Origin of the sequence: Pseudomonas sp. GM25 (assembly GCF_000282255.1) — a bacterium.
In the GTDB taxonomy this organism is placed as follows: Bacteria; Pseudomonadota; Gammaproteobacteria; order Pseudomonadales; family Pseudomonadaceae; genus Aquipseudomonas; species Aquipseudomonas aphyarum.
The window spans coordinates 46,134-60,028 of record NZ_AKJQ01000004.1; the positions used below are offsets into that span (position 1 = coordinate 46,134).

A 13,895-nucleotide genomic window follows, 5' to 3' on the forward strand; every position below is an offset into this window, starting at 1 on the left:
CGCTTACACCTTCGACACAAGAGGACGGCCCAGCAGGCCCTGAGGCCGGAAGACCAGAACAAGTACGAGCAGCGAGAAGCTGAACACGTCTTTGTAGTCGGAGTTGACCAGGCCCGAGAACAGCGACTCGGAGATCCCGAGGATGATCCCGCCCAACATGGCGCCAGGCAGCGAACCGATCCCGCCGAGCACCGCAGCGGTGAATGCCTTGATGCCGATGACGAAGCCTGCGTAGAAGTCGAACGTGCCGTAGTTCATGGTGATCAGCACGCCGGCCAGGGCCGCCATCGCTGCACCGATGATGAACACATAGGAAATCACCCGGTCGGTGTTGATCCCCAGGATCGAGGCCATCTTGCGGTCTTGCTGGGTGGCGCGGCACATGCGGCCGAGCTTGGTGTACTTGATTACATAGGTCAGCAGGCCCATCCCGACGAACGCCGCGACGAGAATGAAGATCTTGGTGTAGGTCAGCTGGACGAAGCCCGAGCCGACGTCGATGCGCCAGGCTCCGGTGAGCAGCGTCGGAACACCCTGTTGGCGGGCGCCCTGGCTGATCTGGGCATAGTTTTGCAGGATCAGGGAGATACCGATGGCGCTGATCAGCGGTGCCAGTCGGGTGGAGTTGCGCAGTGGTTTGTAGGCGATGCGTTCGATGACCCAGCCATACACCCCCGTGACGACGATGGTGAAGACCAGGGTGCCGAGCATCAGCAGCGGGAAGGATTCGATACCGAAGTAAGCCAGCAGAGCCAGACTGATTGCCGCGAGGTAAGCGGAAATCATGTAAACCTCGCCGTGGGCGAAGTTGATCATGCCGATGATGCCGTAGACCATTGTGTAGCCGATGGCGATCAGGCCATAGACCGACCCGAGGGTCAGGCCGTTGACCAGTTGCTGCAGGAAAATACCATCCATAACGCAATCTCACGCAGTGAGAACCTGCACACCCTGGAGCGCGCGGTTCTTCTAGGAAAAATACAGATTTACGTCGGAGCAATGTCAGCCACGACCGGGCTGGCCCCCACAGAAGTTCTGCAGAGGTCAGCCGATCGCGTCAGCCCTTACTTCTGTTTTTCCAGCTGGTGATATTTGCCGTCCTTGTCCCACTGGTAAACCACGTAGTCGGAGACTTTCAGGTCGCCCTTGGCGTCCCAGGTCTTCTCGCCCATCACGGTTTTCACTGGGTTGGCTTTCAGCCACTTGGCAGCGTCTTCGCCCTTGTTGGACTTGGCGCCGTTGAAACCGGCGGCTAGTGCCTGAACCGAGGCGTAGGCGTACAGGGTGTAGCCTTCAGGCTCGGTGCCGGCCTTGCGGAACGCGTCCACCACGGTTTTGCTGTCCGGCAGCATGCGCGGGTCAGCGCCGAAGGTCATCAGCACGCCGTCGACGTATTGCGGGCCACCGGCGGTGGTCACCAGTTCGTCGGTCACGATGCCGTCGTCAGACATGAACTTCACGTCTTTCAGGCCTTCGGTACGCAGTTGCTTGACCAGTGGACCGGCTTCCGGGTGCAGACCGCCGAAGTAGACCACGTCGGCACCGGCCGCACGGATCTTGGTGACCACGGCGCTGAAGTCTTTCTCGCCACGGGTCAGGCCTTCGTACAGCACCGGCTTCACGCCGCGTTTTTCCAGCTGAGCCTTGGTCGCATCGGCCAGGCCCTGACCGTAGGTGTCCTTGTCGTGCAGCACGGCCACTTTCTTACCCTTGAGCACGTCGACGATGTAGTCGCCGGCCACGATGCCTTGCTGGTCGTCACGGCCGCACATACGGAACATGGCGCTCAGGCCGCGCTCGGTCACTTGCGGGTTGGTGGAACCCGGAGTGATCGCGATGATGCCGGCTTCGTCGTAGATCTCCGACGCAGGAATGGTGGAGGACGAGCAGAAGTGGCCGACCACACCGGCGACTTTCTGGTTGGTGAGGTCCTTGGCGACCGTCACCGCCTGTTTCGGTTCGCAAGCGTCATCGCCCTTGACCAGGACGATCTTCTCCCCGTTGACGCCGCCCGCCGCGTTGACCGCGTCGGCCGCCGCTTGTGCCCCTTTCATGTACTGTTCGCCAAATGCCGCGTTGGCGCCCGTCATCGGACCCGCCACACCGATTTTCACATCAGCTTGTGCAAACGCAGAAACACCCAGCGCAGTAGCCACTGCGAGGGCCAGAAAGCCTTTCTTGTAAAACGTCTGGGACATGAGGTGGTGCTCCAAGGTTTTTTTTAGTTGGCACTGCGACTTCACTTGAATGCTCAGAGCAAGGGCCGTGCCATCGGTTTTTTATTCTTCAAAAAGTCGCTGCTTTCTTGTTATTTCGACTGTTTCGTTCCCATTTTCATTGGGCGTGCAACCGTCTAAACCGCGGAAGGTGAAACCAATTATTTTTTCAGGCGCAACCCGCACGCGCCATCATTGCAACCGCGGCGCCAAACGACGTGCAACCAGCCTGTAACAGCCCGCGTCACCGAACTGCACACTGCTGGTGCGGGACTGCTACAACCCGCACCATTACAGGCTAGTCGCTACATCGAAAAGCGCCGCTTCCGGCAACATATTTCAACACTCAAATGACGATCCGCAGGCACTGGCCCGCGTGATACAGCGAGAACCCGGCCTCGTACAGACAACTGCGCAAGCCCACACCCGCCAGGGGCTGCATCGGTGCGAAGGGAATCGGCAACGCCTGAGGATTTCCGTTACACAGGTAATCGGCGAAGGCCTTGCCGACCACGGTGCCGGTGGTCACGCCACGGCCGTTATAGCCGGTGACGGCCACCAGTCCCGGTGCAGGCTCGAACAGGCGCATCAGGTGATCGGGAGTGAAAGCGATGCGCCCGGTCCAGGTGCATTCCCACTCCACGGGTTTGAGGTTGGGGAAGTAATGCTGCTGAACCCGGTCGGCCCAGGCCTTGAGGAACCAGGTCGGTTTCTGATTGCCGTTACCGAGACTTCCCAGCAGCAGACGACCATCCTTGTCGCGGCGGATGCTGCTCAGCACCTGACGGGTATCCCACGAGCCCTGCCCGCCCGGGAGGATTTCATGGGCGGCGTCTTCGGTGAGCGGCACCGAAGCGACCTGATAGTAGTAACCGGGGAAGAAGTTGCGCTTGAGTTCGGTCCAGTCGCCTTCGGTGTAGGCGTTGGAGGCGATCACCACTTGTTCAGCGAGCACCGAACCCTGCTCGGTCTGCACCGACCATTGCTGACCCTGCCGTTCAAGACGCGTGACCGGGGAGTGATCGAACATCTGTCCGCCGAGCCCGATCACAGCGTTGGCCAGCCCGGTGACATAAGCCATCGGATTGAGCGTACCGGCGCGCCGGTCGAGCAATGCGGCGGCGATCTTCTGTGTACCGGTCGCCTGTTCACAGGCCTTGCCGGTCAGCAGTTCAACCGGTGCACCGCGGCGTTTCCACTGTTCTTCGCGACTGCGCAGATCCGCCTCACCCTTGGCGTTGTGCGCCATGTGCAGGGTGCCCTCGCGACGCAACTGGCAATCGATGTTGTATTTATCCACAAGGCTGAACACCAGCGCCGGCGCCGCACCGAGCATGCGGTTGAGCTGACTGCCGACCGCCTCGCCGAACCCGGCCTCGATCTCGTCCGGCGGAATCCACATCCCGGCGTTGACCAGTCCGACGTTGCGCCCGGACCCGCCATGCCCGGCGCGATGGGCTTCGAGCACGCAGACGCTCTTGCCCTTTTCCAGCAGATGCAGCGCCGCCGACAGCCCGGTAAACCCGGCGCCGATCACGCAGACATCGACTTTGACTTCGCCCCTGAGCGCCGAGTTATCCGGTCGTTGCGGCGTGAGTTTTTCCCACAGACATTCTTCGCGTAACGGCATTGCCAGACTCCAACAGAAACCTAACAAACACACAGTTCAACAATGTGGGAGCGAGCCTGCTCCGGGCGGCGCTCCGACGAAAGCGGCGTTTCAGCCAACACTGATGTCGACTGAACCGCCGCATTCGCGAGCAAGCTCGCTCCCACAGGGGGAATATCCAACTGTCAGTCGAAAGTAATGCCCTGCGCCAGCGGCAACTCCAGCGAGTAGTTCACGGTGTTGGTCTGGCGACGCATGTACGCGCGCCATGCATCCGAGCCCGACTCACGACCACCACCGGTTTCTTTTTCACCTCCAAACGCACCGCCGATCTCAGCGCCGCTCGGGCCGATGTTGACGTTGGCGATGCCGCAGTCACTGCCGACCGCCGACATGAATTTCTCGGCCTCGCGCACATCGGTGGTGAAGATGCACGACGACAGGCCTTGCGGCACGGCGTTGTTCAGGCGCAACGCCTCTTCGAAATCGCTGTAGCCGACCACGTACAGGATCGGAGCGAAAGTCTCGCTGCACACCACGTCGCTCTGCTCCGGCATTTCAACGATGGCCGGCGCCACGTAGTAGGCATTCGGAAATTGATCTTCCAGTTGGCGCTTGCCGCCGAACACCCGACCGCCCTCGCTCAGCGCCTGCTCCAGTGCATCCTGCATGTTTTCGAAGCTGTGCTTGTCGATCAGCGGGCCGATCAGGTTGCCTTCCAGCGGGTGACCGATGCGGACTTTGGAGTACGCGGCTTTGAGGCGGGTGACGATTTCTTCTTTCACCGATTCATGGGCAATCAGGCGACGCAACGTGGTGCAACGTTGACCGGCGGTGCCGACGGCGCTGAACAGAATGGCGCGCACGGCCATGTCCAGATCGGCGCTCGGGCCGAGGATCATTGCGTTGTTGCCGCCCAGTTCGAGAATGCTGCGGGCAAAGCGTGCGGCGACTTTCGGCGCCACTTCGCGGCCCATGCGGGTGCTGCCGGTGGCGCTGATCAGTGCGACACGCGGGTCATCGACCAGCGCTTCGCCGGCATCGCGACCGCCGATGATCACCTGGCTCAGGTGCGCCGGGGCATCGCTGAAGTTCTTCAATACGCGTTCGAACAGCGCCTGACAGGCCAGCGCGGTCAGCGGGGTTTTCTCCGACGGTTTCCACACCACCGGGTTGCCGCAGACCAGCGCCAGCGTGGTGTTCCACGCCCACACCGCGACCGGGAAGTTGAACGCACTGATCACACCGACCACGCCCAGCGGGTGCCAGGTTTCACGCATGTGGTGGCCCGGGCGCTCGGAGGCGATGGTCAAGCCGTACAACTGGCGGGACAGACCGACGGCGAAATCGCAGATGTCGATCATCTCCTGCACTTCACCGAGGCCTTCCTGGGTGATCTTGCCCGCTTCCCAGGACACCAGTTCGCCGAGTTCGGTCTTGTATTCACGCAGCACTTCGCCGAACTGACGCACCAGCTCGCCGCGACGCGGGGCCGGCACCTTGCGCCATTGTTCGAACGCATGATCTGCGCGACTGATGTGCTGCTCGACTTCGGCCGGGCCTTCCCAGTTCACGGCGCCGATGCGGCTGCCGTCGATGGGCGAATGCACCGGCACTTTGCCGTTCTGGTACAGGGCCGGGTTCACACCTAGACGATCAAGCAATGCGGCAACCATGGGTCACTCCTCGAGCAAAAAACTGAATGTGTGCGGGCGCGTTTTCACGACCGGGCAGACCTTTAGTTGTAGCGTCAGGAAGGCTGTGCAACAAACGACCTTTACGCGAGATATCATTCCGTTTATTCATGCTGCGCAGAAAGACAAGAAAAGGATCGCCCATGCTGAACAAACGCCACTTGCCGTCGATCACCGCGTTGCAGTGCTTCGAGGCCGTGACCCGGCACCTGAGCTTCACCCGGGCTGCCGAGGAACTGAACCTGACCCAGAGCGCTGTCAGCAAACAGGTGGCGCAGCTCGAAGAATTGTTACAGCACTTGTTGTTCCGCCGGGTGCGCCGCCGTTTGCAGATGACCCCGGCCGGCGATCTGTACCTGGTGGAAGTCAGAAAAATCCTGACCCAGGTCGAGATGTCGACCCATTACCTGCGTTCCTACGGCGGCGAAACCGAAGTCCTGCGCGTCTCCACGCCCTCGACCTTCGGCGCTCGCTGGCTGGTGCCGCGCCTCAAGGGCTGGCGCCTGCGTCATCCGTCAATTCATCTGGACCTGTGCAACGAGCAGGAGGCCGATGACCTGCTGCAAGGGCGCAGCGACCTGGCGTTCTATTTCGGCCAGGGTTCACGCCCCGGCACCGAATGCCTGAAGCTGTTCGGCGAAGAGCTGGTGCCGGTCTGCGCGCCGAGCAGCCTGCCGGACACTCCGTTGACTGATCCAACGCAACTCACCGATCTGGTCCTGCTGCAGAATGCTTCGCGCCCGCAAGCGTGGCACGACTGGTTCGACAGCCAGGGCTACCAGACCGAACACAGCTACCACGGCCCGCGTTTCGAAACCTTTTATATGTGCATCCGCGCCGCGCAGGTCGGCTGCGGCGTCGCCCTGCTCCCGAGGTTTCTGGTGGAGGAGGAATTGGCCGACGGCAAACTGGTCATTCCCTGGCAGCATGCAATGCCCAGCACCGACGCCTATTACCTGGCCTACCCGGAACACGCGGCAGAAGTGCCCAAGGTGCGCGATTTCGTGAAATGGATGCTGGAGCAGATCGACAGTCCCGACGCGGTCTGAGGCGCTGCGCCGGGATAAAAATCGCTGGCAATCCCCACCCCGGATATGCGCCACTAGCGCCATTGATTGATACCGCGCCAACGCGCGGTCCGCCTGGAGACCCCGTTATGAGCGAGAGTGTGTTTGCCGATCGCATCGTGCAGAACCTGCTCGACACCGACTTCTACAAACTGACGATGATGCAGGCGGTGCTGCACAACTACCCCAACGTCGAAGTCGAATGGGAGTTCCGTTGCCGTAACAGTGAAGATCTGCGCCCGTACCTGGCGGAGATCCGCTTCCAGATCGAGCGTCTGGCCGAGTTGAGCCTGAGCGCCGATCAGTTGAGCTTTCTCGAGCGCATCTCGTTCCTCAAGCCGGATTTCCTGCGCTTCCTCGGTCTGTTCCGTTTCAACCTGCGCTACCTGCACACCGGCATCGAGAACGGCGAGCTGTTCATCCGCCTGCGCGGGCCGTGGCTGCATGTGATCCTGTTTGAAGTGCCGCTGCTGGCGATCGTCAGCGAAGTGCGCAACCGCTATCGCTACCGTGAAACGGTGCTGGAACAGGCCCGTGAACAGCTTTACCGCAAGTTCGACTGGCTGACCGCCAACGCCTCAGCCGATGAATTATCTGAACTGCAAGTAGCCGATTTCGGCACCCGTCGCAGGTTTTCCTACCGTGTGCAGGAAGAAGTGGTGAATGTGCTCAAGCACGATTTCCCCGGGCGTTTCGTCGGCACCAGCAACGTGCACCTGTCCCGCGAACTGGACATGAAACCGCTGGGCACCATGGCCCACGAATGGATCATGGCTCACCAGCAACTCGGCCCGCGACTGATCGACAGCCAGATCGCCGCCCTCGATTGCTGGGTCCGCGAATATCGCGGCCTGCTGGGGATCGCCCTGACCGACTGCATCACCACCGACGCTTTCCTCGGCGATTTCGATCTGTTCTTCGCCAAGCTGTTCGACGGTTTGCGGCATGACTCCGGGGATCCGGTGCAGTGGGGTGAAAAATGCATCGCTCACTATCACAAACTCGGCATTGACCCGATGAGCAAGACCCTGGTGTTCTCCGACAGCCTGACGCTGCCCAAGTCGCTGGAGATCTTCCGGGCGCTGCGCGGCCGGATCAATGTCAGCTTCGGCATCGGCACCAACCTGACCTGTGACATTCCGGGTGTCGAACCGATGAGCATCGTGCTTAAAATGACCGCCTGCAACGGCCAACCGGTGGCGAAGATCTCCGACGAGCCGGGCAAGACCCACTGCAAAGACCCGAATTTCGTCGCCTATTTGCGACACGTTTTCCAGGTTCCTGCCGTTTCCAGCCTTTCTAGCAAGGAGTGAATTCATGCAAGCCGTACAGCGTGAGATTGCTGAACAGCTCAACGTTCAGCCGCCGTTCGCCGATTACCAGGCCCTCGAAGCGGAAGTCGCCCGACGCATCACCTTCATCCAGGATTGCCTGACCAGTTCCGGACTCAAGACCCTGGTGCTGGGCATCAGCGGCGGCGTCGATTCTCTGACCGCAGGGTTGCTGGCCCAGCGCGCCATGCGTGAACTGCGCGAGCGCACCGGTGACGAGGCCTACAAGTTCATCGCCGTGCGCCTGCCGTACGACGTGCAGTTCGATGAACACGACGCCCAGGCTTCGGTGGACTTCATCGCCCCGGACGAGCGCCACACCGTCAACATCGGCCCGGCGGTGAAATCCCTGGCCAGCGAAGTCGCGGCCTTCGAAGGCAAGCACGCGGTGTCGGTGGATTTCGTGCTCGGCAACACCAAGGCGCGGATGCGCATGGTCGCCCAGTACACCATCGCCGGCGCGGCCCATGGCCTGGTGATCGGCACCGACCACGCGGCGGAAGCGGTGATGGGTTTCTTCACCAAGTTCGGTGACGGTGCCTGCGACCTGGCCCCGCTCAGCGGTCTGGTGAAAAACCAGGTCCGGGCCATCGCCCGCAGCTTCGGCGCACCGGAATCGCTGGTGGAAAAAGTGCCGACGGCGGATCTGGAAGACCTTTCGCCAGGCAAGCCGGACGAGGCGTCCCACGGCGTGACCTACGCCGAGATCGACGCGTTCCTGCACGGCGAGCCGGTGCGTCAGGAAGCGTTCGACATCATCGTCAACACCTACAAAAAGACTCATCACAAGCGGGTCATGCCGTTTGCGCCTTGAATCCGAGGCATAAAAAAAGCGTCCTTCGGGACGCTTTTTTTTGACCTTGTGTTGCTTACTTCAGGGTCACGGTGCCTTTCATCATCGAGATGTGGCCCGGGAACGAGCAGAAGAAGCCGTACTTCTCGTCAGCCTTGAGCTTGGACACGTCGATGGTCAGCGAGTCGGTTTCCTTGGCGCCGATGATCTTGGTGTGAGCGATGACGCGCTCGTCACCGTCCTTCAGGTAGTTCTTGTCGATGCCGGCGGCCAGGCCGTCGGTGGCGATCGGCTGCATGTCGGCTTCTTTGCTGATCACCAGGTTATGGCCCATGACGTTCTTCGGCAGGCTGCCGGAGTGGGTCAGCTCGACGGTGAAGGTCTTGCAGCTCTTGTCGATTTCGATGGCCTTGGTGTTGAAGGACATCTGGTCGGTGGAATCAACGGTGGTTTTGCACTCGGCAGCCATCAATTGGCTGCTGGCCAGCGCCAGCAGGGATACCGCAACAACTTTGGAAAACATGGTGAATCTCCAAGGCAGGGTTAACAAAAACACGAATGGTTGGAAGACTGCCTGAAATCTTCGCAAGTTCCTATGACTTGAGTCAAAAATTGTATACAACTTTCAGGCTATGACACTCATCGAAACAATCTAACAGCCAGACGTTTGGCCGGGCCGTATCTTCAGGGCTCAACGTTCATCTGGAGCATCCGTCATGTCCTTCAACAGCCTGTGGTGCAGTCTGCTCGCCGCCTATGCCTGTGGTGCCAGCGGCACCTATGAAACCCCGAAACGCGAAGTCTAGCCCTTGGATCAAGGCGTGCCAGCCATTACCCTGTGACCGATTGACCCAGGAGGAAGGCATGTCTCTCACATCCGTTTGTGTATTTTGCGGTGCCAACGCCGGCACCACCCCGGCGTACACCGAAGCCGCGATCGCCCTCGGCACAGCTCTCGCCGAGCGTAAGCTGACGCTGGTCTACGGCGGTGGCGCCGTCGGCCTGATGGGGATTGTCGCGGACGCCGCGCTAGCGGCCGGTGGCGAAGTGATCGGCATCATCCCGCAGAGCCTGATGGACAAGGAAATCGGTCACAAGAGCCTGACGCGTCTGGAAGTGGTCGACGGCATGCACGCGCGCAAGGCGCGGATGGCTGAACTCAGCGATGCGTTCATCGCCCTGCCCGGTGGCCTTGGCACCCTGGAGGAGCTGTTCGAAGTCTGGACCTGGGGCCAGCTCGGCTACCACGGCAAGCCGCTGGGCCTGCTGGAAGTGAACGGTTTCTACAGCAAACTCACTGCTTTTCTCGATCACATCGTCGGCGAAGGCTTCGTTCGCGCGCCGCACCGTGACATGCTGCAAGTGAGTGAATCGCCGCAAACGCTGCTCGAAGCCCTCGACAACTGGAAGCCCACCGTCACCCCAAAATGGGTCGACCAGAAACCCGATTAACCGCCGGGCACCGATACAGGGCAGAATACGCGCCGCTCAACCTCACCTTCGACCCCAGAGGATCGCCCATGGCCAAACCCAATTACTCCTTCGCCAAACGTCAACGTGACCTGGCCAAGGAACAGAAGAAAGAGGAAAAGCTTCAGCGCAAGAAACAGATGGCTGAAGAAGCGGCACTGAACCCTGACGGTGAAGTGGCGACCGATGATGATGTTGAGGCACCGAAAGACCAGGCACCCGACGCCTGAGCTGAATCGCGAAATTGAACACCCTCCATTGTGGGAGCTGACTGGCTCCCACGATGGATCGCACTTACTCCAGCGGCATCACCGTGACCCGCACCTCCGGATCATGGCTCCCTCCCCCCAGAATCACCCCGCGCAACGGCGAGACATCGGAAAAATCCCGGCCCCAGGCCAGGGTGATGTGCTCCAGTGCCGGCTGCACATTGTTCGTCGGATCGAAATCCACCCAGCCCAGCACCGGGCAAAACACCGAAACCCAGGCATGGGACGCATCGGCGCCGATCAGCCGTGGCTGCCCCGGTGGCGGCTGAGTCAGCAGGTAGCCGCTGACGTAACGCGCCGCCAACCCGCGTGATCGTACACAGGCGAGCATCAGGTGCGCGAAGTCCTGACAGACCCCGCGCCGCCGCTCCAGCACCTCCACCAGCGGCGTCGCGACCTGTGTCGCTTCGGCATCGAAGGTGAATTCGCTGAAGATCTTCTGCATCAGGGCCTGCACGCCCAGCATCAACGGCCTGCCAGCCGGGAAACAGCTCTCCGAGAACTCGACGAAACTGCGCTTCAGATGCACGTAGGGCGACTGGAATCGATAGCGACAGGCTTCCAGCAACGAGGCGGACAACGGCTGGCTGCTGTAGGTCAACGCATTACGGGTCAGTTCCCAGGCCGGTGACTGATGGAAATCCACCACGGGCCGCGCCAGCACTTCGACTGTCAGCCGTGCGTTGACCTGCAATTCATCGTGGGGCCGTTCGAAGGCCAGGCGGGTCAACGGATTGCCGAACACATCCTGCTCGTCACGGCGGGTGGTCGGCTCCGGACTGATCAGCAGTTGCTGTTCGGTGCAGCGCTGCCACTCGCATTCGCGCGGCCACAGATGCGCCAGTTGCTGGGCCAGGGACACCGGGCTGTCGTAGCGATAGCAGGTGTCGTGAAGGATCTGGTAATGGGCGCTCATCAGACGGACACCGTGCGCTGGCTGACATCATCGACATGGGCGAAATGGCGCAGGGCCAGACGATCCGACACCTGACTGCTGGCGTCGGCGATTTCCTGCAGCAGGTCCGCCAGACCGTCGAGGGCCGCGCGTACGCTGGATTCACCGAACAGCGGATTCTCCAGACAGCTCAGATCGAAACGCGCCAGACGCTCGACCAGCGGCGGCAACCCAGCCTCTCTCGGCACACCGAAGTCATCATTCAGACGCTTCAGGGTGCGAGTCACCAGCTTCAACTGGAACAGCACCGCATGGGGGTTCTGCTCATCCAGCAGCAACAGGTCGAGCACCGGAATCAACTGCGCCACCGCCAGATAACGCGAGCGGTAAGTGATGCTGCTGTTGCCCAGCTCCAGCAACCACTCAAGCCCGGCCTGATCGAACGCCCCGGCGCCACGCAAGAAACCCGCGAGGCTGCTGCTGAGAAATTGCAGACGCTCGATCCGCCGACCGATCATCAGGAAGCGCCAGCCTTCGTCACGTGTCATGTCGTCGAGGGCAAACCCGGACAACGCCGCCAGCGACATCACCAACCGGTTGAGAAAATCCAGCAACTCGCCGAAATCCGGCTCGTCGGTGTCCAGCTCCGAAGCCTCGCGTTGCAGTTCCACCAATGCCTGCCAGTTTTCCCGTGAGAGCTTGCCGCGCACCTGCGATGCCGCCCACTGCAAACGTTGCAGATTGGAACGCAGGCTGAATGACCAGTCCTCACCGAGCAGCGCCGCAAGCAATCGCTCCGGCAGTTCACCTTCGTCCGGTAGCAGCATCAGCCGCTCGCCCAGATCTACCGCAGCCTGCAAGGCTTGCGGGTCATCGCCGTCGACGTATCGCGCCAGCATGATCCGCAGCAGCCGCGCGCTGTCGTCGCAACGCTCGCAGTAACGGCCGAACCAGAACAGGTTTTCCACCACCCGCGACGGCAGATACGGATCGCGGCGCACCAGATCGGGCACGCCGATGTTGCGCTGGGCTTTCCACTGTTCACCGCTCGGCGGTCGATCCCCCAGCACCCAAGTGTCCTTGCTCGCGCCACCGCGCTGCATCGACACCACTTCGGCATCGGCTTCGGCCGCGACCCGGGTCAGGCCACCGGGCAGCACCCGATATCCATCGTGACTGACCACTGCGTACATGCGCATGCCGATTGCCCGGGGTTGCAGTTGCCCGTCCTCGGGCTGCCAGATCGGCGCCTGGGACAACTGGGCGAGTTCTTGCGCGACATACGCATAAGGGCGCGCCTGCATGCGCGCAGCGAGACTTTCACGCTGTTTTTCGCTCAGATCCCGACCAAACACCGGTGTAAAGCTTTGCGATGGGAACGCCGGTTTGATCAACAGCTCCGGCAGTTTTTCCAGGGCCTGGGCCAACACCGGCGCTTCGCCGCACCACCACGTGGCGATGGACGGCAGGATCAGCTCTTCGCCGAACAGGTACTGATTGATCTTCGGCAGGAAACCCAGCAGCCCCGGCGACTCCAGCACGCCGCTGCCCAGCGCGTTCGCCACCAGCACCCGGCCCTGACGCACCGCCTCCAGCAATCCCGGAACGCCGAGCGCCGAATCCGTGCGCAGCTCCAGCGGATCACAGAAGTCATCGTCGAGCCGACGCATGATCGCGTGTACCCGACGCAGGCCGCTGAGGGTTTTCAGGTAGACCGTGGCATCGCGTACCGTCAGGTCGCCGCCTTCAACCAGCGGATAACCGAGCTGGCGGGCGAGATAGAGATGCTCGAAATAGCTTTCGTTGAAACGCCCCGGGGTCAGCAACACCACCAGCGGCGCGTCATCGTCGCAGGGGGCCTGACGGGCCAGGGTTTCCTGCAAGGTGCGGAAGAAGCCGGCCAGGTGCTGCACTTTCAGATCCCGATATAACTCGGGGAAGGCGCGGGACACGATGGTGCGGTTTTCCAGCGCATAACCGGCGCCCGATGGCGCCTGGGTACGATCCGCCGTCACCCACCAGCGCCCGTCCGGCGTGCGCGCCAGATCCACGGCATACAGATGCAGAAAGGCCCCGTCCGGTGGCGAGATACCCTGACAGGGCCAGAGGAAGTTGTTGTGGCCGAACACCAGTTCTGCCGGCAGCAGCCCTTCGCTGATCAGCCGCTGCGGGCCGTACAGATCCGCCAGCACCGCATTGAGCAAACGTGCACGCTGGGCGATTCCGGCCGACAGCTGTTGCCACTCATCGGCGGCGATCACGTGGGGCAGCAGATCCAGCTCCCACGGACGATCCGCGCCCTTGGGGTCGGCATACACGTTGTAGGTGACACCGTTTTCCTGAATCTGCCGGGTCAGCAAAGCCTGACGCTGCACCAGTTGCGCCGGGGTGCTGCGCTGCAATTGGTCGACCAGTCGCCGCCAGTGCGGGCGCACCGCCCCGCTGTCGTCGAGCAGTTCGTGATAGGTGCCCGCTGTCAGCGGGTAGCGGTCAAGCAGGTCAGGCATGGAAAGCTCGGCAGCCGGCAAGGAGCGGTCAGACTAACGCAGGC

At 61.5% G+C, this 13,895-nt stretch carries 12 protein-coding genes; 5 read left to right on the forward strand and 7 right to left on the reverse strand.

The genetic code is table 11. The features are described from left to right. Positions 1 to 3: 3 nt before the first annotated feature. The 4 genes from PMI24_RS01205 to amaB form a co-directional block, all read right to left on the reverse strand. Positions 4 to 918 carry an ABC transporter permease subunit gene (locus PMI24_RS01205; RefSeq protein WP_007950661.1) on the reverse strand — a complete coding sequence of 305 codons (915 nt, stop codon included), beginning with the start codon at positions 916 to 918 and terminating at the stop codon, positions 4 to 6. 146 nt (positions 919 to 1,064) lie between these two features. Continuing rightward, on the reverse strand, positions 1,065 to 2,198 hold the full coding sequence (locus PMI24_RS01210) for an ABC transporter substrate-binding protein (protein ID WP_007950664.1): 1,134 nt from the start codon (positions 2,196 to 2,198) through the stop codon (positions 1,065 to 1,067). A 364-nt stretch (positions 2,199 to 2,562) separates the two neighbouring features. Beyond that, positions 2,563 to 3,846, reverse strand: coding sequence for an L-pipecolate oxidase (amaA, locus tag PMI24_RS01215; protein WP_007950665.1), 1,284 nt, complete (start codon positions 3,844 to 3,846; stop codon positions 2,563 to 2,565). A gap of 164 nt (positions 3,847 to 4,010) precedes the next feature. Then, positions 4,011 to 5,501, reverse strand: coding sequence for an L-piperidine-6-carboxylate dehydrogenase (gene amaB / locus PMI24_RS01220; RefSeq protein WP_007950668.1), 1,491 nt, complete (start codon positions 5,499 to 5,501; stop codon positions 4,011 to 4,013). Between the two features lie 161 nt (positions 5,502 to 5,662). On the opposite strand from amaB, the gene PMI24_RS01225 reads away from it, so the two are divergent. The 3 genes from PMI24_RS01225 (at position 5,663) to nadE (ending at position 8,731) form a co-directional block, all read left to right on the forward strand. Further along, positions 5,663 to 6,568, forward strand: coding sequence for a LysR family transcriptional regulator (locus tag PMI24_RS01225; protein WP_007950669.1), 906 nt, complete (start codon positions 5,663 to 5,665; stop codon positions 6,566 to 6,568). A 107-nt stretch (positions 6,569 to 6,675) separates the two neighbouring features. Continuing rightward, positions 6,676 to 7,899 (forward strand): nicotinate phosphoribosyltransferase, encoded by a 1,224-nt coding sequence (gene pncB, locus PMI24_RS01230; protein ID WP_007950671.1) that lies wholly within the window; start codon positions 6,676 to 6,678, stop codon positions 7,897 to 7,899. Positions 7,900 to 7,903: 4 nt separating this feature from the next. Next, positions 7,904 to 8,731, forward strand: a complete 828-nt coding sequence (nadE, locus tag PMI24_RS01235) for an ammonia-dependent NAD(+) synthetase (RefSeq protein WP_007950678.1) — start codon at positions 7,904 to 7,906, stop codon at positions 8,729 to 8,731. Positions 8,732 to 8,786: 55 nt separating this feature from the next. Here the strand turns inward: nadE and azu are convergent, their stop codons facing one another. After that, positions 8,787 to 9,233, reverse strand: a complete 447-nt coding sequence (azu, locus tag PMI24_RS01240; protein WP_007950684.1) for an azurin — start codon at positions 9,231 to 9,233, stop codon at positions 8,787 to 8,789. A gap of 341 nt (positions 9,234 to 9,574) precedes the next feature. Between azu and PMI24_RS01245 the strand changes: the two genes are divergently transcribed. Both PMI24_RS01245 and PMI24_RS01250 read left to right on the forward strand, forming a co-directional pair. Then, positions 9,575 to 10,162, forward strand: a complete 588-nt coding sequence (locus tag PMI24_RS01245) for a TIGR00730 family Rossman fold protein (protein WP_007950693.1) — start codon at positions 9,575 to 9,577, stop codon at positions 10,160 to 10,162. Between the two features lie 68 nt (positions 10,163 to 10,230). Then, complete coding sequence (locus PMI24_RS01250) at positions 10,231 to 10,410, forward strand: hypothetical protein (RefSeq protein WP_007950694.1); 180 nt, start codon at positions 10,231 to 10,233, stop codon at positions 10,408 to 10,410. Positions 10,411 to 10,474: 64 nt separating this feature from the next. Here PMI24_RS01250 and PMI24_RS01255 read toward each other — a convergent pair whose 3' ends face one another. Both PMI24_RS01255 and PMI24_RS01260 read right to left on the reverse strand, forming a co-directional pair. Beyond that, positions 10,475 to 11,365: a transglutaminase family protein gene (locus tag PMI24_RS01255; protein WP_007950695.1), complete on the reverse strand. Its 891-nt coding sequence runs from the start codon at positions 11,363 to 11,365 to the stop codon at positions 10,475 to 10,477. Beyond that, entirely contained in the window at positions 11,365 to 13,851 is a 2,487-nt protein-coding gene (locus tag PMI24_RS01260) for a circularly permuted type 2 ATP-grasp protein (RefSeq protein WP_007950696.1), read from the reverse strand. The genes PMI24_RS01255 and PMI24_RS01260 overlap by 1 nt, the downstream gene beginning before the upstream one ends. Positions 13,852 to 13,895 lie beyond the last annotated feature (44 nt).

Coding starts and splice junctions, on each gene's coding strand:
- nadE (WP_007950678.1), top strand. CDS start 7,904: ATGCAAGCCGTACAGCGTGAGATTGCTGAACAGCTCAACGTTCAGCCG.
- pncB (WP_007950671.1), top strand. CDS start 6,676: ATGAGCGAGAGTGTGTTTGCCGATCGCATCGTGCAGAACCTGCTCGAC.
- PMI24_RS01255 (WP_007950695.1), bottom strand. CDS start 11,365: ATGAGCGCCCATTACCAGATCCTTCACGACACCTGCTATCGCTACGAC.
- PMI24_RS01205 (WP_007950661.1), bottom strand. CDS start 918: ATGGATGGTATTTTCCTGCAGCAACTGGTCAACGGCCTGACCCTCGGG.
- amaA (WP_007950665.1), bottom strand. CDS start 3,846: ATGCCGTTACGCGAAGAATGTCTGTGGGAAAAACTCACGCCGCAACGA.
- PMI24_RS01250 (WP_007950694.1), top strand. CDS start 10,231: ATGGCCAAACCCAATTACTCCTTCGCCAAACGTCAACGTGACCTGGCC.
- amaB (WP_007950668.1), bottom strand. CDS start 5,501: ATGGTTGCCGCATTGCTTGATCGTCTAGGTGTGAACCCGGCCCTGTAC.
- azu (WP_007950684.1), bottom strand. CDS start 9,233: ATGTTTTCCAAAGTTGTTGCGGTATCCCTGCTGGCGCTGGCCAGCAGC.
- PMI24_RS01260 (WP_007950696.1), bottom strand. CDS start 13,851: ATGCCTGACCTGCTTGACCGCTACCCGCTGACAGCGGGCACCTATCAC.
- PMI24_RS01225 (WP_007950669.1), top strand. CDS start 5,663: ATGCTGAACAAACGCCACTTGCCGTCGATCACCGCGTTGCAGTGCTTC.
- PMI24_RS01210 (WP_007950664.1), bottom strand. CDS start 2,198: ATGTCCCAGACGTTTTACAAGAAAGGCTTTCTGGCCCTCGCAGTGGCT.
- PMI24_RS01245 (WP_007950693.1), top strand. CDS start 9,575: ATGTCTCTCACATCCGTTTGTGTATTTTGCGGTGCCAACGCCGGCACC.